Below are 22907 nucleotides of genomic sequence, written 5' to 3' on the forward strand. Positions count from 1 at the left end.
TTTTAATTTATTTAAGTCAGTTCTATGCTCAAACAAAACGGCTAAATCATCATTAGATTATATTAACCAAGGAAAAACAGATCTTATAAATTTATTTTCCCCTAATTTAATATTACCTTCGGCAAATCATTTTCCTACATATAAAAAAATCAAATGAGCTTTAATAAAATACTAGAAAAATATCGTAAAATTTCATTTTCCGAACGTGATAAAGGAGCTCGTTTTGAAAGATTAATGCAAGCATATCTTTTAACCGACCCTCAATATGCTTACAGATTCAAAAAAGTTTGGATGTGGGATGAATTTCCCGGAAAAAATGATTTAGGTAGTGGCGACACCGGTATAGATTTAGTTGCTCTCACTATTGATGGGGATTATTGGGCTATTCAATGTAAATGTTATCACGAAACATCATTAATAGACAAACCGGCTGTAGATTCTTTTCTATCTACTTCAAGCCGTACATTTAAAAATGAAGATTTAAAAACCGTTGGTTTTTCACACCGCCTTTGGATTTCAACAACAAATAAATGGGGCCCTAATGCAACTCAGGCAATCAAAAACCAACACCCTCCAGTATCAAGAATTCATCTTCACGATTTACAGGATGCCCCTGTAGATTGGGCACAAATGGAATCGGGTGTTCATGGTGAAATAGCGCGTATTACCGGAAGAGATTTAAGAGATCATCAGAAAGAAGCATTAGATAAAACACACCTGAATTTTCAAATTGCGGATCGTGGTAAATTAATCATGGCGTGTGGAACTGGAAAAACTTTTACTTCACTTCGTATTGCCGAAAACGAAACCGACGGCAGCGGGATGATTTTGTTTTTAGTGCCATCCATTTCTTTGCTTGGTCAAACTTTACGTGAATGGTCAACTTTTGCCAAAGAACCTATTAATGCAATTTGTATTTGTTCCGATCCTGATATTTCAAAAAAGAAAACAAAAGATGAAGACACTGACACTTTCAGCACAGTCGATTTGGCTTTGCCAGCATCAACCGACCCTGAGGAAATTTTAAAACAGTTCAATCTTTTCAAAAGAATAAACAAACCTGGTATGACGGTTGTTTTTTCTACCTACCAGTCTATTGAGGTAGTCGCAAAAGCGCAAAAAATAATTCTTGAAAATGGTTTTTCTGAATTTGATATGATTATTTGCGATGAAGCACACAGAACCACCGGAATAAAAATTGCAGGTTTTGACGAATCTGCTTTTACAAAAGTGCATGATAACACTTTCATAAAAGCAAAAAAACGTCTGTACATGACTGCTACACCTCGTCTGTACAATGACGAAGTCAAAAGCAAAGCAGCTAAAGCAGAAGTGATTTTATGTTCTATGGATGATACCAATTTGTATGGAGAAGAAATCTATAGAATAGGTTTTGGAGAAGCCGTAGAAAAAGATTTATTGACTGATTACAAAGTTTTGATTCTTACGTTGAATGATTACGATATTCCACCGTCAGTTCAAAAAATGATTGCCGATGAAAACAGCGAAATATCGACGGACGATGCCTCAAAATTGATAGGTTGCATCAATGCTCTTTCAAAACAAGTTTTGGGAGACGAAGGAATTATAAAAGATTCCGACCCGCACCCAATGAAAAGGGCAGTCGCCTTTTGTTCAAATATAAAAGTTTCAAAAAAAATTACAGAAACCTACAACACGGCTTCTGATTCTTATATTGATTCCTTACCAAAAGAGAAAAGAGATACGATGGTTTCCATCGCTTCTAAACATATTGACGGCTCCATGTCAGCTCCAGATCGTGATGAATTATTAGGTTGGATAAAATCTGATATCGAAGATGGTGATTGTAGAATATTGACTAATGTACGTTGTTTGAGTGAAGGAGTTGATGTTCCTTCCCTCGATGCTGTTTTGTTTCTTTCGGCTAGGAACTCTCAGGTTGACGTTGTTCAATCCGTGGGGCGTGTTATGCGTAAATCGCCAGGAAAAAAATACGGTTACATTATTATTCCAGTTGTAGTTCCTTCTAATATAGCTGCCGAAAAAGGCTTAGATGACAACGAACGTTACAAAGTAGTTTGGACAGTCCTCAATGCACTTCGTGCACATGATGACCGTTTTAATGCAACGGTAAACAAACTCGAATTAAACAACAAACGCCCTACTAATGTCTTAGTGGGTGGCGCTCCTTGGGGTTTTGACGAGAATGGTAATCCCGTTAGAAAAGATGATTCAGAAGAAACTACAAAAAACAATGATTTAAATGACCAAATGACTTTGCATTTTGAAGAATTACAAAACGCAATATTTGCCCGTATGGTCAAGAAAGTTGGAGACAAAAACTATTGGGAAGTTTGGGCGAAAGATGTGGCGCAAATTGCGGAGCGTTATATGGAACGCATTACCAAACTCGTTAAAACTGACGGCCAACATAAAATCGCTTTTACTAATTTCTTAGAAGGATTACAAAAAAATATAAACCCTAGTATTGATGAAAATCAAGCCATCGAAATGTTGGCGCAGCACATCATCACCAAACCCGTTTTTGAAGCTTTGTTTGAAGGCTATTCCTTCGTTAAAAACAATGCTGTTTCAATAGCAATGCAAAACATGACGTCTATTTTGGAAGAACAGGCTTTGGAAAAAGATGTCGATGTACTGCAAAAATTCTACGAATCCGTAAAAATGCGTGCTGCGGGAATCGACAATGCCGAAGGAAAACAGCGCATCATCATCGAGCTTTACGATAAATTCTTTAAAACTGCTTTCCCTAAAATGGTGGAGCAACTCGGTATAGTTTATACGCCTGTCGAATGTGTCGATTTCATTATCCATTCAGTAAATGACATTCTTCAAAAAGAATTCGGCAGAAGTTTGACAGATGAGAACGTTCATATTCTAGATCCTTTCACTGGAACAGGAACATTCATCACGCGACTGCTTCAAAGCGGATTGATCAAAGAGGAAGATTTAGAACGTAAATACAAATACGAAATTCACGCCAACGAAATTGTTTTATTAGCCTACTATATTGCAGCTGTTAATATCGAAAATGCTTACCATGATGCTACGCTTGACCCTGATGATGGTATTGGTAAAGAGAAATATACACCTTATGATGGTATCTGCTTAACAGACACCTTCCAATTGGGTGAATCAGATAACAGCGAAAAAATGTTTTCTGAAATGTTTCCTCAAAACTCCTATCGTGTTGCCAAACAAAAGAAAGCACCGTTAAGGGTTATTATGGGAAATCCGCCTTATTCCGTAGGGCAAAGTTCTGCAAACGACAATGCACAAAATCAATCCTATCCAATTCTTGATAGCAGAATTGCTAACACTTATGCAAAAGAAACCATCGCAACAAATAAGAACTCTCTTTATGATTCTTACATAAAAGCATTCAGATGGAGTGCTGACCGCTTGGATAAAAATGGTGGTATTATTGCTTTTATCTCCAATGGAGCTTGGTTAGACGGTAATGCCACCTCTGGTTTCCGTAAATCATTGGAAAGAGAATTCAGCTCTATTTATGTGTTTAACTTAAGAGGAAATGCACGAACACAAGGGGAATTACGCAGGAAGGAATCAGGAAATGTTTTTGGAGTTGGCTCTCGAACTCCAATATCAATTACTTTCCTGATAAAAAATCCTGCTGTTATACAAGAAAAAGCAACAGTCCATTATCACGATATTGGTGATTATCTAACCCAACAGGACAAACTAAAAATTATTACAAAATTTGACTCTGCTTTCAACGAAAAAATGTTGTGGGAAACCTTAGAAACAAATGAGCATGGAGATTGGATAAATATGAGAAGCGATGCGTTTTCAACTTTTATAGCTATGGATGATAAGTCCGAAAAAAATACTTTTTGGAATTCTAACCTCTATTGCAGAGGACTTGAAACTTCTCGTGACGCATGGCTATATCAATCAAATAAAAACCATTTAAAAGAGAATGTTTCTGTCAGCGTAAATTTTTATAATTCAGAATTACATAAATTAAAGAAGGAAAAAGAAATTAATCCAAAATTAGATGCAAAAGAATTTATTAAATATGATAGTTCAAAAATTAGTTGGTCAAGGGCATTTATAAATGATATTAAAAATGAAAGGCATAAAGTTTGTGATGATACAAAAATTGTAAAATCGTTATATCGCCCATTTTTTAAACAATTTTTATATTTCAGTAGAGAACAAAATAATGTTGTTTCTAGAATGGATTCTTTCTTTCCAAATTCATCAATGAATAATTTAGTATTATGTATTTCTGGAGTCGGAGGAACTAAGGATTTTACAACAATTATTACTAATAACATTCCTGATGTTCAATTACAATTTAACGGTCAATGTTTTCCCCTCTACTATTACGAAGAAAACAACCGTTCACAAAAAAGTATTTTTGACACTAACGACACGAGTGACTACTTACGCCGTGATGGAGTAAGCGATTTTATACTAGAAAGAACTAAAAAACAATATGGAAAAAACATAACCAAAGAAGATATTTTCTATTATGTATATGGTTTTTTACATTGCCCGGAATACCGCGAAATGTTCACCAGCGACTTAAAAAAAATGTTGCCTCGTTTACCTTTGTTAGAGGATGTTAATGATTTTTTCAAATTTAGCAAAGCAGGTCGAGAACTCGCAGAACTCCATATCAATTATGAAACCGTTCCGCCTTTTGATGCTGTCGAGATAAAAGGAGCCGAAAGTGAATTCTATACCGTAGAAAAAATGCGCTTCCCGAAGAAAGACCAAAAAGACACCATCATTTATAACAGCCGTATTTCTATTTCAAATATACCTGTAACAGCTTACGAATATGTCGTAAATGGAAAATCTGCCATCGAATGGGTTATGGAGCGTTATGCAGTGACCACCCATAAAGACAGCGGCATCAAAAATGATCCAAACGATTGGGCTGCCGAAGTTGGGAATCCGAGATATATTTTAGATTTAATTTTGAGTATTATTAATGTAAGTGTACAAACTGTAGATATTGTTAAGGGATTACCTAAAGTTAATTTTGAGTAAAAACATTTAAAAGGATTGAAATTAAAGAACATATAAAAGGCTGTGGTGAAAAAGATATCATTATGCGTCTTACTATAAGGCATTATACAATTCATCTAGTCATTATATAGTGATTATCATTTTTCTACTCTAAACAGAGTATAATGACATTTAAATCACTACCACTTACATAATTATAAGCTTAAAATAGAAAATCAGTTAATATTTCGATTTATTGGCATAACCAGCAATAAATAAACCAAAAATAAAAACTCCAAATAAAGCCTCTGTTGCCATAAAAATCTTAAAACTACCATTCTGGAATGGTACAAAATCTCCAAATCCCAATGTAGTAAACATAATGGTAGAAAGATACATAGAAGTAGAAAAATCATGGTTTACAGGGGCTACTCCAGAGAAAAAATAGCATATTGAGTAAGATAGTAAAACTACTGCCGAAGAAATTAATGTTCTAAAAGGACGTTCTCCAAAACCCCATACAAGACATGAAAAAGAATCAGCTATTATTTTTCCAGCCTTATCAACATTTTCCACAATCAATGGTTTTGAATAATCGTATCCCATTTTATATAAAACTTTTATTGGTCTTGTAAACTCTACACTGCTTTTGTTATACTTTAGTTCATAAAGTCTTTCATTGAAATAAGCTTCACCTGCTTCTTTCCTGTGCCCATTATTCTGATAAAGAACCCTCAGTCTTTTATAATTTTCCAGTACATTTTCATACGTTAGTGCAGCACCTGAATACCAATTTTTCTTGGGAGGAACATAAGTAAGATTATCTACTTCAACACGGTTGAATGAAAAAGAACTCACGGAAGAATTATCTATTACGAAATTTACAAGTGATGAATTTTCAAAATCTGCTCCAAATAGGTTACAAGTAAAAAACCTTGTCGAATAGAAACGTGAATTTCTACTCTGGAGTTTTTCAAAATGACATCCATAGAAATTAGTGAAATTCACTACACTATCTTCAAAAATTATATTCCTGCAGCTTGAGAAGAAAATATTTGTCTCCGTACTGAAATGATGATGGCCTTTAACTACAAGGAAATCCAAATCGGCAAAATCTAAATTGACATTTGCTGTCAAACCCCAGCCCTTAATTTTAGTTCCACCAAGTTTTAAAACAGGTATTCCTGGAGCGATAAAAGTATTTGAAGCTTTAGGGACATCGGGGGCGTTTGTTAAAACAAATCGGAAAGTATTCTGGCTGCTGTATTTGCTTTCTATAATGTTCTCCTTTCCTAATTTATTTTTAGCCCATCTCAAGTAAGGTATAAAACGGTACTCAATAGTGGTATCGCTTTCAGATTTCTCACGTAACCTCCTATCATGCGCTTCATTTTCTATAGGAATAAAAAAATAATCATCAAATCCCCGCTCTATAGATTTTACTAATATGGTTTCTGTATCCCAATAAAAAAAGCCGCCAGGTTTATTGGTTTTTAGTATAAAATCGATCGTAAAGTTAAATTCCTTAAGCCATTCATCAAAGTGTGGCAGGCTTTTCTGAAAACAGTTAAAAAGTTTAAGCAAATCATTTTCTCTTCTCCATTGGTTAAAGTCATCGATGCTTAGTTTCCATAATTCTTTCGGTTTCATATTTTGAATTTAACGGTGTTGGATATTAGTAAACAATTCTATAAATTTCTCGCCAAGTTCAGTCTTTGCAGTAGTCAGCATAATGGGTGAAGACCCGCTTTGGGTCATCGCTGAAGCATTTTTAGAAATTTCCGCCATTCCGGTTCGCAGTAGTCTATCTAAGATCATTTGATTATTTGGTGTTTTTATAAAATCATACAAGTCAGAAGAGTGGCTTAGGTCAATTGCATTTCCTAATCTTATAAAATCGTCAAAAAGTAATCTGCCTTCAATATACGCTGAAAAACATTGGGCTAAAAAGTAAGGTTTGTTTAAATCACTAAACCTGTCTAATAAAAGGATTACCGCTTCTCCAGTTTTCTTTTTCACAGTATCACTGAGCTGTATTTTTTTGTGCAGGATACTTTTTTCCAAAGAAGCCACTGTTGAATATTCAAACAGAAAACGTTCCATTTTTTTTAAAAATATTCTATCGCTGATGGATTTTACAGCAAATCCAATCTTAACGGCTATGCCGATAATAGGAAAATCTTTAACAGCCTCGTTTTCGGTAAAAAAATCAATGCCGTATTCTAAAATATCGGCAGATCCATCAATAAGATTTGAACTGTTTTCATCCATTTTATTCTTTGTTAAGATTCAAGGCTAAAATAACCAATATTCTTTAATACAATTTGATTAATAAAATAGATGTATAAGTTTCTTGTCCATCTATAAAAGTAGAACTGCTGTATACTGAAGCTTTTAATAATGATATAGTGAATGATTTCACTCGAAACGGACTAAAAGGGCAGCTAAGATAGTGACTTAAGCATGCCCCGTGCGCATAATGGCGGCGCTTCCCTTGCCACCCTTCGGGACTTATAGCACTTACCCATCCTTAAGCCACTTACATCTTGCTTTCTTTTTTCCCGTTTTTTCGTTTTGAAAACAATTTTTGTGGGAGCAGGATTAGAGAGAAACTAAAACAGTAGTAATCTTTAAATTTTAAAATTATGGAAATCACAGGACGAGTAACAGCAGATGCATCAGTTCAAAAAGTGAACAATGACAAACAAGTGGTCAATTTCAGTATTGCCATCAACGACAATTACAAACCTAAAGGAAGTACCGAAGTAAAGGAAGTAACAACCTATATCAATTGCTCTTATTGGTTAAATACTGCTACAGCCCAGTGGCTTAAAAAAGGAACTCTTGTACAGCTCTTTGGGCGTATTGGCATGAATGTTTACAATAACAGCGAAGGCGAAGCAGTAGGCACGCTGACTTTTCACACCAATAATATTAAAATTTTGGTTTTTGCCAAAAAGACAGAAACTAATACAGCCAATTCAGCGGTAAAGGAAAAGAAATCAAAAAAAACAGCAGACGTACCTTTTTAATAATAGCGTAATCGCTTAAAATGTAACATCATGGCACACAATATCAATTACAACGAGCAGTCAGGAAAACACAGTTTTTTCAGCACGAAGCAAACAGCATGGCACAATTTGGGGCAGATTATTACCGATTACCCAACAAGTGCCGAGGCAATTATCCACTCAGGTTTGGATTATGAAGTAGAAAAACGTAAACTGTTTACAGCCGGTTCAGCCGACATTATTTTGGATAATGAAATCATTAACAATAAAATAGAAGTCCCGAATTATTTCAGTACGGTGCGCACCGATAATGATGCCGTACTCGGTGTGGTGGGTAAAGATTACCAGATTGTACAAAATAGGGATGCCTTTTCTTTTTTTGACAGTATCGTGGGCGGTGACGGGATTTTATACGAAACCGCAGGAGCCCTCGGAAAAGGGGAACGCATTTTTATAACGGCAAAATTGCCTGATTATATCAAGGTAGGTAACGATGATTTGATTGAAAAATATCTTTTCCTGACCACTTCCCACGATGGAAGCGGAAGCATAACGGCAGCATTCACGCCCATACGCATCGTGTGTAACAATACGCTAAATGCCGCTATGAATAACAAAACCAATACCGTGCGTATTCGCCATACCTCCAATGCCAAACAACGTTTGGAACAGGCGCACAAAGTAATGGGTATATCCGATATGCTTTCTTCGCAGATGGAATCCATTTTTAACCATTGGACAAAAATACGAATCACGGATAACGAAGTAAAAAAACTGATACAGTCTGCCCTTGTTCCTAATAAGGAAGTGCTGAAAACCATAAAAGATGGGAAAGAAGACGAATTATCTACTTGTTTTACCAATATGGTCGATAGCGCATTTGAATATGCCATGAGCAACCCTACACAACTGATGGACACAACCAAAGGGACTGTTTTTGGGGCTTACAATGCAATCACAGGATATTTTCAGAATGTTAGAAATTACAAAGATGAAGAGGCTAAATTAACTTCCCTTTTGATGGGTGGTACAGGACAGATTCGCACACAGTCTGCTTTTAACCTTTGTGTGGATTTTGCCAATAAAGGCTCGGACGCCTTGATTCTGAATTAGCTAATCAGGACAGGCAGTTCCTGCCTGTCCTTTTAAACCCTGAAATCATGATACAGATAGAAGATAGAAATGGAGAGAATATTGAAGTTCTAAATTTAGCAGAGGCAATAAAACAGGCAGACTACTTCAGGAATTTTGCCCATGAAGACAAACTCTTTGAAAACTTTGATAAAAAACGGCAAGCCTATTGGCAAGACCTGTACGAAAAGTTAGTAGCAATTAGTGATTTAGAGGTAAAACAAACTAAATAGTAAAGCAATGGAAACCAATTTTTTTAAATCAATCCTCGCCTTGCAGGTAGCAGGGAATTGGAAAATAAACATAGTCAAAGAAGAAGCAGACAAACTAATCGTATCGGTATTGTTTTTTAATGATACCGTTGGCGATGATGCCCGCAAAAAAGTACCGCCTATTTTGCTAAAAGGCACGGCGGAGGAACTCGACAACGGATTTTTTGAAGCGATTACAGAGCCTGTAAAAGATACCGCAAAGCTTTTTGCCAATATGGAACAGTTCCTCAAAGAAAAGGAACAGGCAAAAGTGAATTCACAGATGGAAAAAGACAACATTCTGAAAAGAGATAAGGAGAAATCCGAATTGCAGAAACAATACGAATCAGCCATGAAAAAAGCAGACGAACTCGAAACGGCAGGTAAATTTAAAGAAGCATGGATGAAAGTGCCACCTGCCGACCTGTACCCCGAGTATAAGGATATTATTCACGCCCGCAAAGCTGAGCTTTCTGATAAGTTCCCGATAGACCTTTTCAATGACCCCAAAACCGAAGAGCCATGTTAACAGCCACCACCTTAGAGCGCATTTTTATCTTCAGGGATAAAGAAGTAGATATAAAACTCGCCGACCCATCGCCATCGTTCAGCCCCGAAGCGGTACTCAATTTTTATGCGCAGACCTATCCGATTTTAACCACGGCATCCATAGAGGGACCTGTTATAAATGACGATGCCGTGCAGTACAAATTTGTAGCTCAGATCGGCACAAAAGGATAAACCATGAAAACAAAAACCATAACAGGCAGTATCAAACTGCCAAAAAACAAAAAGTTATGCAGACTATACAGACAGTTAGGGGAATTCGCAGAAAACACAAACAGGCTTCCCGATGCGCATCAAGTAAAAAAGAACCCGAACAGTTCGGTTCCGCTCGAACTCCTGCCGATGGTTTTTTAAGACATTCTTTTCTGCCATTGTTCGAAATGGGTAAAAAAATACCAGACCAATATGAGGTGGAAAATGATTTTTTTAATTCTCTTGCTATCCTGACAGGATTGTATGGCTTTGAGGTTTTGGATACTACAGGCAAATCCTATCCCTATAATATATTATTAGCACATTGTGATGCTCAGAAGCAGTTGAACCGTTTGGGGCGCGATATTGAATTGTCCATTATGCAGTGTAATAATGGCTGTGCAAAATTAGCAACCCGGCATATTTATAACACATGCAATACGCTGTACTATGTTCCTGTACTGCCTTTATATAAGCTATTGCAGGACAGGAAACAAAAACAAACCGCAGAACTACTGCTGTCTGTTTTTGCCTATCTATACCATATTGCAGGGATTCCGTATTACAGGGAAGACAGCAGTTGTCTATTTTACCACTATGAATGTATGGAAGAATGGATGATTGATGAGTTGGAAGATGAAGAGTCTGAAGCAGGTAACAGCATGATTTCAGAATTGAATAAGGCATCTTACTGTGGGGATGTTATACACCGTAAAATGTACAATCCCTATCATCTAAATGTCTTTGAAAAACGCATAAGCAGTTATAAATTCAATAACAGTTTCGAAAAAGACTGTCTGTGTATTGCCAAACAGGCATTAACATTAATGCTCGAATATCCTGCTTGCACTATTTTTCAAAGCACATCAAATCGGGAATTTGAAAAAGATGAGGGGATTATAAGAGCAGAACAGTACATTTCCTTTATAGCAGACACTGATGGTCTGCTCTATGAGAATATTGCACGGGTAATCAATGATGAATTTAACGAATGCTCCGAAATAGAAGAGCCGACACTCCTGCAAATCTATGATTCTCAAAATGAGTTAATCCATAAAACGCTCGATTTCGAATACAGGCTGTTTCCACTTCTAAATGATTTATGCACCCTTTTAAATAATATGCCATGAAAAATATAACCTCCGCATTCGGAACATTGTACAATCCTGTAAAAGCCTTTGTAGTCTATCAGAACCATTCTGCTGAAAAATCCATTTATGTGGAAGCCTATGATATGGATAAAAATGGCTGTCCCATAAACGCCCATCCTTTAAGCCTTAAAGAAAGTACACAGCTTGCCAGTGCCCTTGATACATCAGACGAACTGACCCGTAAATTCTTAAAGCCATCAGGACTGCTTCCTAGAAATGTACTGCACTTGAATCCCGAGCATAATGGTTCTGCCATTTGGTACACCCCTGCCCAAAAAGTCAGTTTGTTTTTCGTGGAGAGTTTAGGAATTACAAATGGAGAAGCATTTGTGCCTCCCTTGTTATGGAAAGCCTCTAAAAACACGCTGTACATTTATGCAATAGACACCGAAATGCAAATAAACGAACAGACACCCCTTTATCATGCACCGTTTTTTAATTTATATGCCGATGGCAGGGTCTGCATGGGGACGGTATCAGTTACTATAAAGTCAGACTGCCATTTGGAAGAATTCATTTCGCTTTGGGAACAGTATTTTTTTAACAGCTATTTCAGTCATCTGATTGGAAATAAAAGTCCTGTAAAAGGAAACATTATTCAGCTTTGGCAGAAACTTGTGGGTAGCGATAAACCATTTCCCATAAAATCCTTACTCAAAAATGGTTTAACAATTAAAAAGATACTATCATGAACACGCAAAGCGTCATGCATTACACGCACAATTACCTGATAAACCCAGCCAATCCAATAACGGTAAACCTTATTGGCGCAGGAGGAACAGGAAGCAGGATGCTCACCGAACTCGCACGAATGAACCACAGCCTTATCGCATTGGGACATCCCGGACTACAGGTTAATTTGTTTGATGATGATGTGGTTACCAAAGCCAATCAGGGACGACAGCTTTTTGCAGATGCTGAGGTTGGACTTCCCAAAGCAGTAGCACTTATAAATCGTACGAATCGCTTTTTCGGAACGAATTGGAAAGCCATAAAAGAGCAATTTTCAACGGCTAATTTGAAATCCCTGCCCAATCGTGGCAGAGCAAATATTTACATTAGTTGTGTTGATACCGTATCGGCACGTTTTGATATTGCAGATTTCTTTAAGAACTGTAATGGAAATAATGATTTTGAACGCAACAAATCCCTCTATTGGCTTGATCTCGGCAACGCTCAAAATACCGGTCAGGCGATACTCTCAACAATCACGGAAATCCAACAGCCTGATTCCAAACTATACAGGACTGTACCGAGTCTTCCGATGGTAACCGATGAATTTAAGGAATTACTGCAAGTACAGAGCGATAACAATGAGCCGAGTTGTTCGCTTGCCGAGGCACTTGAAAAACAGGATTTATTTATTAATGCGACACTTGCCAGTATGGGGGCATCACTACTATGGAAATTATTTCGTGAAGGAATGACTGCTCAGAGAGGATTTTTTCTGAATCTTGGCACTTTTAGGTTAGAACCTATAGCGGTAGGCTGATGCCCCGCCGCCCCGCAATTGGGCTTCCTCTGGTCGGGCAATTGCGGGGCGCTTTAAAACGGAACAACATCATTAGCTATATTGCTCATTACGCAATCGCAATATAGCTAATGATGTTTGTGTGTTTTAATATTTTTATTTTCAGACATCTTTAATAATCTATTAACACGTCTCTAGGTTTTATACATATGTTAGTTTCTTATCATCAAATTCTCGCATTCTAAATTCCCCCGGCATATATAAGTGGAACATTTATGCTATCATCTAAGAAACAACATCAAACATAACAACTTTAAGCGTTTACTAATCAAACATAATCTCATCATAACGGAAAAAGCAGTTCAAAATAAGATCAAGTCACGATAAAAAATAGGTACTAGAGTTTTTTTCTAGTTTTCTATTGACTCAATAAAATTAATTGTATACTTTTATAATGTGAAATTTCTCAACTTCATATTAACAATCTATCTGCTAAGCCTGCCGTGTTTTACCTGCGCAGATACGCAGATGCAAATTGTTGTTTCATCATCCTCTGGAATAGTGAAACAGCTCAATTTTAGCAAGGATACAACTTCACACAACACAAAAAATGATTTATGCTCGCCCTTATGCTGTTGTGCCTGTTGTGGCATTCACGTTGTTAGTGCTGTAGAAAAGGAGCCTATTGATTTTACTATTGTACTTCATAAAATTTCACCTCAGGTTTCCAACTACCAATCGCTTTTAACGTCAAGCTTCTTTGGAAGCATTTGGCAGCCTCCACAGATTATTTCATAATATTATTTATTATGGCGACTCTAAGTCAGGAAGGTGTATAATTATGTTATAATAATTATATTTTGACAGTATCAAAAAAAGGGTGTACACGGGAAATAACCGATTCAAATCTACTGTATCCAAAGAAAGTAAAAAGATAACCCTTTGCCCTTTTCCAAATTATTTTATCGTGATGATTTCTATATTAGTCTTTTTTACTAGTACGCACAAGAATACGTCATTTCTCTGTCGCACATTTAACCGAAGGATATTATTTCATTACACTGTTATTTGATGTAGCCGTGATGCAAAGACAGTATCTTTAAATTACATATTAGAAAGCCTAAAATAGAGGTACGATGATATTGCAAAACTCAGCAAAACAGTATTTACTAGCACCTTTAGATGACAACAGCGCAATCACTGCTAAAAATGAAAATAAAACCTGCATTACTTTTTTTAAATATATACCTGTTAAAAACTTGCTGCAGAAACAAGTGGAAAGCATTGTGACGAAGGCTTACATTCATTGGCCTACGATAGGGTTGTGAAAAAGAAAAACATATAAATAAAAGGGAGGTACATTGTTTGCCACATTAAAATAGTGTATATTTTAAACAATCAATATACTCAGAGGAAATTGCTTACACGACCAGGTAAACTTTATCAGTATTTGGTTTCGAAAGTAATGAAAGAAATTTTTATAGTTGGAAATTAATTCTTAATTTAGATACATATGGATATTAACACAGAACTTGCAATAATTATCAAAATAATTGTTTCGTTTATTTTAGGATTTCTGATTGGTCTGGACAGAGAGCGACATGACCATGATGCAGGAGTACGAACTTATGCAGCAGTCTGCATTGGAGCTACTCTGTTTACCTCCATCACGGTTCATTTAGCCAATGATCCTGCAGCCGCGTCAAGGGTAATAGCCAATATTGTTACTGGTGTGGGGTTCCTTGGCGCAGGAATCATATACAGGAACAATCATGCCAATTCGTCACATGGACTAACAACAGCCGCTACAGTTTGGTGTACTTCTGCTGTAGGCGTAGCTGTGGGCCTTAACATGTACCTTATTGCTATGGCAAGTTCCGCTGTTTTATACTACCTGCTCTCACTGCATCATCAAAAATGGTATGTAAGATGGAAAAAAAAGATAAAATATAACCATGATGAAAACCTATAGATCATCCTTAAAATATACTACTAATAATAAATAATTAAGGTAGTCAGAAAAACTTAGAATCTTCGTCTGAGATACCTAAATGAATTAATCATTAAAGAAAGTTCATACTATGTTAGTTAAAAACAATAAAGATTCAATAATCTATTTTTTCAGATCCATCTGGCGTGATATTACTGCCATAGTCATCTATGCGGTTTTAATAGGCACACTGGATCACGTGACCATACTCAGGCAGGTTGCCATACCTCTGCCTATAACCGGCATAATGGGCACTATAGTGGCATTACTTCTGGCTTTCAGGACGGCGCAATCCTATGAGCGCTGGTGGGAGGCACGGAAAGTATGGGGTGAAATTGTAAATGATTCCAGAACACTTCTTCGACAGATCAAGCAGTTTTTACCTGAGCTGGAATATCAGAGAGAACTTAAAGAATTTGCACAAAGACAGACCATTTGGTGCTATGCCTTGTCAGAGAGCCTGAGAAAGATCCCTTTCTCTGAGAAAGTGCTGCACTATTTAGAACAACATAAAATTACGGCCAATAATATTCCCGCCGAACTTCTCAACAGGCACGCAGACCAGCTTGCCTTAATCTGCAAAACCTACCAGATAAACGATAACAAGCAGGTACAGATCGACACGACCATTGCACGTCTGAACGATGCAATGGGAAAATGTGAAAGAATTAAAAATACCGTATTTCCAAAGTCATACAGCTTACTGATTCACTTTCTAATTTACGTCTTAATCTCCATACTTCCTTTTGGACTTGAAGATAACTTTCCTATCCTTGAAATTTTTCTAACCATAGTTGTAGCCTCAATGCTTATAGGAGTAGAAAAAACTGCAATCATTATGCAGGACCCATTCGAAAACAGTCCAACCGATGTACCCATGAGTGCATTAAGCGCCGTGATTGAAAATAACATCAAAGAAATATGCAGTGATACTGCCATACCGCCGCTGGCACCAGACAATTATTATTACATTAATTAACTTAGATTAACATTGTGAAATGAATTTCACACTATTTAAAAACAGATATTATGATTGAAAACAGCAATAATTCAGATATTCAGGCCGGAGACCAACTTAGCAATCATGCTGAGCACGATAAAGCAGCTCCGGAAAAGCAACAAACAATACATAAAGATGATGATGGTCACGACCATAATGCTACCGATACGGATTCGGGATGGAAAAGCCACTGGCAGCTGTTACTTGCCATTATAATACTGGTGGCAATGTTAGTACTTGAATTTGGCTTTGAGTTTGTCCCGCCATTCCCTGCCAACCTTATAATTTTTTCTGCCGCTTATCTCCTTGCAGGCTACAATGTACTTTATATGGCTTACAGAAAAGCTAAACGATTTGATTTTTTTAACGAATTTTTCCTGATGAGCGTTGCCACGATTGGGGCATTTGCGATTGGGTCTTATAGTGAAGGTGTTGCTGTGATGGCGTTTTATTCGGTAGGCGAGTGGTTTCAGGATGCTGCAGTTAACCGCGCCAAAAGAAGCATTCAGGCACTTCTGGACATCAGGCCTGATAAGGTTGCTGTTCAAAGAGATGGCGGTTTTGTAGTCGTGGATCCCAAAGAAGTAAAACCAGAAGAGATTATACAAATAAAGCCTGGTGAAAAAGTGGCTTTGGATGGCGAACTGCTTTCTGAAAAAGCTTCATTTAACACAGCAGCACTCACAGGAGAAAGCAAACCTGACACCAAAAATAAAGGAGAACAGATATACGCTGGTATGATCAATTTAAATACCGTTTCCCAAATCAAGGTAACCTCACTTTTTCAGGATAGCAAGCTAAGTAAAATTTTGGAAATGGTTCAGGATGCCACATCGCGCAAATCGCAAACACAGTTATTCATTAGCAGGTTTGCCAAAATTTATACTCCTATTGTTTTTGCCCTGGCGCTCGCAGTGTGTTTTGTTCCTTTTTTCTTCGTAGATCCTTATGTTTTCAATGTATGGTTTTACAGAGCCTTAGTGTTCTTGGTCATAAGCTGTCCTTGTGCTCTTGTGGTTTCGATACCACTTGGGTATTTCGGTGGAATCGGACTGGCATCAAGAAATGGCATACTTTTTAAAGGTTCAAATTTTCTTGATGTAATGACTGAAATTAATGTAGTTGTCATGGATAAAACAGGCACTCTTACCGAAGGTATATTTAAAGTGCAGGATATCAAATCAAAAGAAATTCCCCAGGAGGAGCTTCTTAAATATGCCGCAGCTATTGAAAGCCAGTCCACACACCCTATTGGACTTGCTGTTGTGGAACATGCCGGGAAGGATTCAATTAAAGGTATAGAAATTTCCAACGTGGAAGAAATATCCGGCCATGGACTCAGAGGAACCATAGCCGGCAAGGAAGTCCTTGCCGGAAATACAAAACTCATGAAAAAATTTGGCATCGAATATCCTGCCGAAATTGATGCGATTGTATATACTATTGTAGTACTCTCCCTTGATGAAAAGTATGCAGGACATATAACGATCGCAGATAAAATAAAAGAAGATGCCTTACAGGCCATCAAAGATTTACATGAATTAAAAATACAAACTGTAATGCTTTCCGGCGATAAGCAAACCGTTGTCGATGAAGTTGCCAGAAACCTGGGCATTGACAATGCTTATGGAGATTTGCTGCCGGAAGGAAAAGTAGAAAAAGTTACAGCGCTGAAAAATGAAGGAAAGAAAATTGCTTTTGTCGGTGACGGCGTCAATGATGCTCCTGTTGTAGCATTGGCAGATGCCGGAATTGCCATGGGTGGACTGGGCAGTGATGCCACAATCGAAACTGCTGACATTGTGATACAAAATGACCAGCCCTCTAAGATCGTTACGTCAATAAAAATTGGAAAACTTACAAAAAAAATTGTTTGGCAGAATATTATCCTGGCAATGGTCGTAAAGGTAATAGTGTTGGCATTAGGCGCCGGGGGGGTTGCTACCCTTTGGGAAGCTGTTATTGCTGATGTTGGGGTATCGCTCTTAGCTATACTTAATGCCGTTAGGATCCAAAGATTAAAAATCTAACATTTACTACTGAAAATTTTATCTATCTGAGAGAACTAGCTTGATATAAAAAATGGCATCTTACTATTTTCAGTAAACAAATGCAAAAAGATTACGGAATTTTAAAAATTATGGGTTCATACAAATAGTATGGATCCATAATTTTTTTATAAATGTGTTCTAAATCGGATACTGCTGCTACATTATTTTCTAAATTATCTGTTGTCACCTGTATTAAGTTATTGTGCTTAATCTGGAAAAAATGTAGAAAGTTGAACTGTATAATTTAAAATGGATTCCTGCTTATAATAAAAAAAAACAATTATCTGCATCCATATTATATAATTATGTATTTTTGCTTTCGTGAAATACATATGCACCATATTAACTCTGATTTTCATCACCCTTTCGGCCATTCCATGTGCCGATAGTCAGAGTAATGCCTTGAGTACTTCACATGTTTCTTTCTTAGATTCTTCTTCACATAAAAAACAAAGTAAAGATGATTGTTCTCCGTTTTGCACCTGTAATTGCTGCAGAACCATTCTTTGTTTGGATTTTGATAGCCAGATCGCAAAAGAAGTGATCGCAAGTTCACCTATAAGAAAAAAACAACAAAGCTACGTTTCAGTAGCTTACTCCCGTTTTCACGGTTCCATCTGGCAACCGCCCAAAATTAGTTAAATGACTTTTGTATTTTCGATCTGATCGAAGTGATTCGTTGTGGCATCATGCCATACTATTTATCGTCATTTAACTAAATTTTCATTCATGTTAAACAAAATCATCCAGTTCTCTATAAAGAACAAATTGATTATTGGGCTTATGGTCTTAGCCTTAATAATCTGGGGAATTTATTCCGTCAGACAGCTACCTATTGATGCGGTCCCTGACATTACAAACAATCAGGTACAAATCCTAACCAGTTCTCCAAGCAACGGAGCAGAAGATATTGAACGCTTTGTCACCTTTCCTGTGGAACAGACAATGGCAACTATTAAAGACATAGAGGAAGTTCGCTCTTTCAGCCGTTTCGGCTTGTCAGTTGTTACTGTTGTTTTTAAGGAAAATATTGATATCTACTGGGCAAGACAGCAAGTTGCAGAACGTCTTAGCGAAGCAAGCGAACAAATTCCTCCTGGTATGGGATTGCCGCAGATGGCTCCCGTTTCAACCGGCTTAGGTGAGATCTACCAATACGTACTGCATCCTAAAAAAGGACAGGAAAAAAAGTATAATGCCACAGAGCTTCGTACCATTCAGGACTGGATTGTGCGAAGACAGCTGTTAGGAGTTGACGGTATCGCTGATGTCAGCAGCTTTGGAGGTTTTCTTAAACAATATGAAATAACCCTTAATCCTGACAAACTGCGCAGTATGAACATCAGTATAAATGATGTCTTTCAAGCACTTGAGAAAAACAACCAAAATACGGGCGGAGCCTATATTGATAAAAAACCAAATGCCTACTTCATTCGAAGCGAGGGTTTAATCAATAATGTTGATGATATTGAAAACATTGTCGTTAAAACCAATGCTAACAGTACTCCTGTTTTAATTCGAAATGTCGCCGAGGTTAATATTGGGGCAGCTACCCGGTATGGTGCAATGACAAGAAACGATGAAGGTGAAGTGGTCGGCGGAATTGTTTTGATGTTAAAAGGGGCCAATGCATCCAAAGTAATTGGGAATGTAAAAACCCGAATGGAGCAGATTAAAAAAACGCTGCCGGAAGGTGTTACTATAGAACCTTTCTTAGACAGGACTAAATTGGTTGACAATGCTATCGGCACAGTTACCAAAAATCTTGCAGAAGGAGCCCTTATTGTAATATTTGTCTTGGTATTGCTTTTAGGAAATTTGAGAGCCGGACTTATTGTGGCATCTGTAATCCCACTGGCTATGCTATTTGCTATATGCCTCATGAATCTCTTTGGTGTCGATGGCAATTTGATGAGCCTGGGTGCAATTGATTTTGGATTAATTGTAGATGGGGCCGTCATTATTATAGAGGCCACAATGCATTATCTGCATGTCAAACATAAGGGCCAGGTCCTTACACAGGAACAGATGGATCACAGCGTTATGAGTAATGCGCGTAAAATGATGAGTTCTGCTGCCTTTGGTCAAATCGTGATTCTTATCGTATATCTACCAATTCTGGTATTGGTAGGCGTAGAAGGCAAAATGTTCAGGCCTATGGCACAAACAGTATCTTTTGCAATATTGGGAGCTTTTATACTTTCATTGACTTACGTGCCTGTTATGAGTGCGCTATTTTTAAGCAAAAAAGTAGCTGTAAAGGAAAACATTTCAGATCGGATTGTTAATGCTATACAAAGGGCCTATACACCGATTTTGGCTTTTGCACTTCGCTCCAAAGCTATTATAGTGGGGATTGCCGTTGGAATGCTGGTATTAAGCATGATCGTGTTTACTTATCTCGGAGCCGAATTTATTCCGACTCTCGAAGAAGGCGATTTTGCTGTAGAACTTAGAGTTCTGACCGGCAGCAGCCTTTCTCAGACCATTGAAACAACACAAAAAACAGCTAAGGTACTTAAAGATAATTTTCCTGAAGTAAAGGAAGTTATTGGTAAGATTGGTTCTTCTGAGATTCCTACCGACCCCATGCCTGTAGAAGCATGTGATATGATGGTTATCTTAAAAGATAAAAGTGAGTGGACAAGTGCTGACAATTCAGCCGACCTCGCAGAATTGATGCAGAAAAAACTTGAAGAAAATATAGCAGGAGCCACTTTTGGATTCCAACAGCCGATTCAAATGCGTTCCAATGAATTAATTTCAGGTGTAAAACAGGACGTGGCCATTAAAATATTTGGTGAAGATTTAGATAAACTATCCAAATACGCTAAACAAATAGGTTCAATAGCGGGTAAAATCAATGGTGCAGAGGACATTTATGTGGAGCAGGTTTCGGGGCTGCCACAAATTGTAATTGGCTTTCAAAGAGATAAAATAGCACAGTTTGGTCTAAATGTAGAAGACGTAAATACAGCGATTCGCTCGGCCTTTGCCGGTGAAGCCGCAGGACTGGTTTTTGAAGGCGAGAAAAGATTCAGTCTGGTAGTAAGACTTGGAAAAGAAAATCGACAGTCGATCGATGATATAAAAAACCTCTTTATTACTGCCCCTAATGGAAATCAGATTCCTTTAGATCAGCTTGCCAATGTTAGTTTTAAAGAAGGTCCAAACCAGATCCAGAGAGAAGATGCCAAAAGAAGAATTATTGTCGGCTTTAATGTGCGTGGAAGGGATGTAGAGAGTGTTGTTGCTGAAATTCAGAAAAAAATAGACACACAGGTTAAATTCGAATCAGGTTATTATCCTACTTATGGAGGTACATTTGAAAATCTGCAGGCTGCAAAAGAACGTCTGACTATTGCTGTACCTGCATCGCTTATGCTGATATTTTTATTATTGTTCTTTGCTTTTGGTTCCGTTAAGCAGGCATTGCTAATATTTACTGCCATTCCTTTATCAGCCATTGGAGGTATATTTGCCTTATGGATGCGAGGCATGCCGTTTAGTATTTCGGCCGGAGTCGGCTTTATCGCTCTTTTTGGTGTTGCAGTATTAAATGGTATCGTATTGATTGCCGAATTTAATCTCCTGAAGAGAGAAGGTATGGATGACCTGAAACAAATCGTTATAAAGGGAACTTCTGTCAGGCTAAGGCCCGTAGTAATGACAGCCCTTGTGGCTTCACTTGGATTTTTGCCAATGGCTCTATCCCATGGTAGTGGAGGAGAAGTGCAAAAACCTCTGGCGACAGTTGTAATAGGCGGTTTATTTACTGCAACGCTGCTTACTTTATTGGTTCTGCCAATACTTTATATATGGTTTGAAAAATTTAATAAGAAAGCTATGAAGATAAATCCAACAGTAGCCATTATTGTTTTGGTGCTTACAGCTAATTTTGCTACAGCACAAAATAAGACCTTAACCTTAGAACAGTCTATCGAAGAGGGATTGCGAAACAACCGCGAAGTACTCATCTCACAATTGGATATTAACTATCAGCAACAGCTGAAAAAATCCGCTGTAGAAATCCCAAAAACTGAAATTTCAGGTCAGTTTGGACAATACAACAGCTATGTAAAAAACGATAAAAATTTTGCTGTATCCCAGACTATTCCTTTTCCAACTGTCTTTGGAGCAAATGCAGCATTAGGAAATGCGTTGGTAAAAAGTAGTGAGTTAAGAACCAATATCACTAAAAATGAACTAATCTACCGTATCAGAAACACATATACAAATTTACAGTATTTGTATGCTAGGCAGGCCCTTCTGAGAAAGCAGGACAGTATATTTTCCGGCTTCCTTAAATCAGCAAAACTGCGCTTCGAAACAGGGGAAAGTACCCTCTTGGAACAAAGCACTGCTGAGACACAACTAAACGAAACACGGAATGTTTTAAGACAGGACGAGGCAAATATTGAAATTTATCTTTCTCAGCTTCAAGCATTACTGGGAAGCAGCGAGCGTATAGCTATTGCAGATAAAACTTTAGTACTCTCCGATTATACAGCTGTGGATAATGCTGCACTTGCATCTTCAAATCCTGCATTGGCATTTATACAGCAACAGATCGAGGTTGCAAAACTTCAAAAAAGAGTACAGAAAACAAAAGCACTGCCCGATCTAACCTTTGGTTATTTTAATCAATCCCTTATAGGTTCTCCTCTTAATGCTTCGGGAACCGAGCTCGCCCGTTCAGGCGACAGGTTTCAGGGGTTTCAGGCCGGTATCTCTTTACCAATTTTCTTTGGCTCATACAGTTCAAGAGTAAAAGCAGCCGAAATTAATACTCAGGTAGCTTCTAAAACACTGGAGAGTCAACAGATAACGATAAAAGGACAGTTTGAGCAGGCCTCGCAGGAATACATGAAAAATAAAACAAGTATTGATTACTATCTAACATCTGGCTTGCCAAATGCTGAACTACTCTTAAACAAAAGTGAAAGCGCATACAAAAATGGTGATATCAGTTATGCCGAAAATTTTTTTAATTTAAGGACCGCCACAGGAATCCAGGAGAATTATTTGTCAGCAATTTTACAATACAACTTGAGTATTTCCCTGTTGGAATACCTTTCAGGAACAAACCAATTATCAAGATAAAATCAA

Annotated in this window: 17 protein-coding genes; 15 read left to right on the top strand and 2 right to left on the bottom strand. The window is 37.5% G+C overall.

Annotated features, from left to right (window positions below; genetic code table 11):
• The first annotated feature begins 153 nt into the window (after window positions 1-153).
• Entirely contained in the window at window positions 154-5025 is a 4872-nt protein-coding gene (locus ACZ0AH_RS17320; RefSeq protein WP_463477035.1) for a DEAD/DEAH box helicase, read from the top strand.
• A 198-nt stretch (window positions 5026-5223) separates the two neighbouring features.
• On the opposite strand, the gene ACZ0AH_RS17325 is transcribed toward ACZ0AH_RS17320, so the two are convergent.
• The gene (locus ACZ0AH_RS17325) at window positions 5224-6633 is read right to left on the bottom strand and encodes an ion channel (protein ID WP_463477036.1); all 1410 of its coding nucleotides are present in this window, start codon (window positions 6631-6633) and stop codon (window positions 5224-5226) included.
• 9 nt (window positions 6634-6642) lie between these two features.
• Window positions 6643-7254, bottom strand: a complete 612-nt coding sequence (locus ACZ0AH_RS17330; protein ID WP_463477037.1) for a hypothetical protein — start codon at window positions 7252-7254, stop codon at window positions 6643-6645.
• 374 nt (window positions 7255-7628) lie between these two features.
• Between ACZ0AH_RS17330 and ACZ0AH_RS17335 the strand changes: the two genes are divergently transcribed.
• From ACZ0AH_RS17335 to ACZ0AH_RS17400, 14 genes are all read left to right on the top strand, one after another.
• Entirely contained in the window at window positions 7629-8015 is a 387-nt protein-coding gene (locus ACZ0AH_RS17335) for a single-stranded DNA-binding protein (RefSeq protein ID WP_463477038.1), read from the top strand.
• 30 nt (window positions 8016-8045) lie between these two features.
• Complete coding sequence (locus ACZ0AH_RS17340) at window positions 8046-9107, top strand: DUF932 domain-containing protein (RefSeq protein WP_463477039.1); 1062 nt, start codon at window positions 8046-8048, stop codon at window positions 9105-9107.
• 47 nt (window positions 9108-9154) lie between these two features.
• On the top strand, window positions 9155-9358 hold the full coding sequence (locus ACZ0AH_RS17345; protein WP_463477040.1) for a hypothetical protein: 204 nt from the start codon (window positions 9155-9157) through the stop codon (window positions 9356-9358).
• 7 nt (window positions 9359-9365) lie between these two features.
• Entirely contained in the window at window positions 9366-9905 is a 540-nt protein-coding gene (locus ACZ0AH_RS17350) for a prtrc system protein e (RefSeq protein WP_463477041.1), read from the top strand.
• Window positions 9899-10117, top strand: coding sequence for a PRTRC system protein C (locus ACZ0AH_RS17355; RefSeq protein WP_463477042.1), 219 nt, complete (start codon window positions 9899-9901; stop codon window positions 10115-10117). Before ACZ0AH_RS17350 ends, ACZ0AH_RS17355 begins: the two co-directional genes overlap by 7 nt.
• Before the next feature lie 56 nt (window positions 10118-10173).
• On the top strand, window positions 10174-11265 hold the full coding sequence (locus tag ACZ0AH_RS17360) for a hypothetical protein (RefSeq protein WP_463477043.1): 1092 nt from the start codon (window positions 10174-10176) through the stop codon (window positions 11263-11265).
• Window positions 11262-11978, top strand: coding sequence for a PRTRC system protein B (locus ACZ0AH_RS17365; protein WP_463477044.1), 717 nt, complete (start codon window positions 11262-11264; stop codon window positions 11976-11978). Before ACZ0AH_RS17360 ends, ACZ0AH_RS17365 begins: the two co-directional genes overlap by 4 nt.
• A complete protein-coding gene (locus ACZ0AH_RS17370; protein ID WP_463477045.1) occupies window positions 11975-12778 on the top strand; it encodes a PRTRC system ThiF family protein in 804 nt (267 codons plus the stop codon). The genes ACZ0AH_RS17365 and ACZ0AH_RS17370 overlap by 4 nt, the downstream gene beginning before the upstream one ends.
• Before the next feature lie 435 nt (window positions 12779-13213).
• Complete coding sequence (locus tag ACZ0AH_RS17375; RefSeq protein WP_463477046.1) at window positions 13214-13555, top strand: DUF6660 family protein; 342 nt, start codon at window positions 13214-13216, stop codon at window positions 13553-13555.
• 715 nt (window positions 13556-14270) lie between these two features.
• Entirely contained in the window at window positions 14271-14729 is a 459-nt protein-coding gene (locus ACZ0AH_RS17380) for an MgtC/SapB family protein (RefSeq protein ID WP_463477047.1), read from the top strand.
• A gap of 109 nt (window positions 14730-14838) precedes the next feature.
• Window positions 14839-15726 carry a bestrophin family protein gene (locus ACZ0AH_RS17385; protein ID WP_463477048.1) on the top strand — a complete coding sequence of 296 codons (888 nt, stop codon included), beginning with the start codon at window positions 14839-14841 and terminating at the stop codon, window positions 15724-15726.
• A gap of 50 nt (window positions 15727-15776) precedes the next feature.
• Window positions 15777-17777, top strand: a complete 2001-nt coding sequence (locus tag ACZ0AH_RS17390) for a heavy metal translocating P-type ATPase (protein WP_463477049.1) — start codon at window positions 15777-15779, stop codon at window positions 17775-17777.
• A gap of 342 nt (window positions 17778-18119) precedes the next feature.
• Window positions 18120-18440 (top strand): DUF6660 family protein, encoded by a 321-nt coding sequence (locus tag ACZ0AH_RS17395; RefSeq protein ID WP_395421229.1) that lies wholly within the window; start codon window positions 18120-18122, stop codon window positions 18438-18440.
• Between the two features lie 87 nt (window positions 18441-18527).
• Window positions 18528-22901, top strand: coding sequence for a CusA/CzcA family heavy metal efflux RND transporter (locus ACZ0AH_RS17400; RefSeq protein WP_463477050.1), 4374 nt, complete (start codon window positions 18528-18530; stop codon window positions 22899-22901).
• Window positions 22902-22907: the final 6 nt, after the last annotated feature.

The sequence above is a fragment of the Flavobacterium sp. AC105 genome (assembly GCF_979258495.1).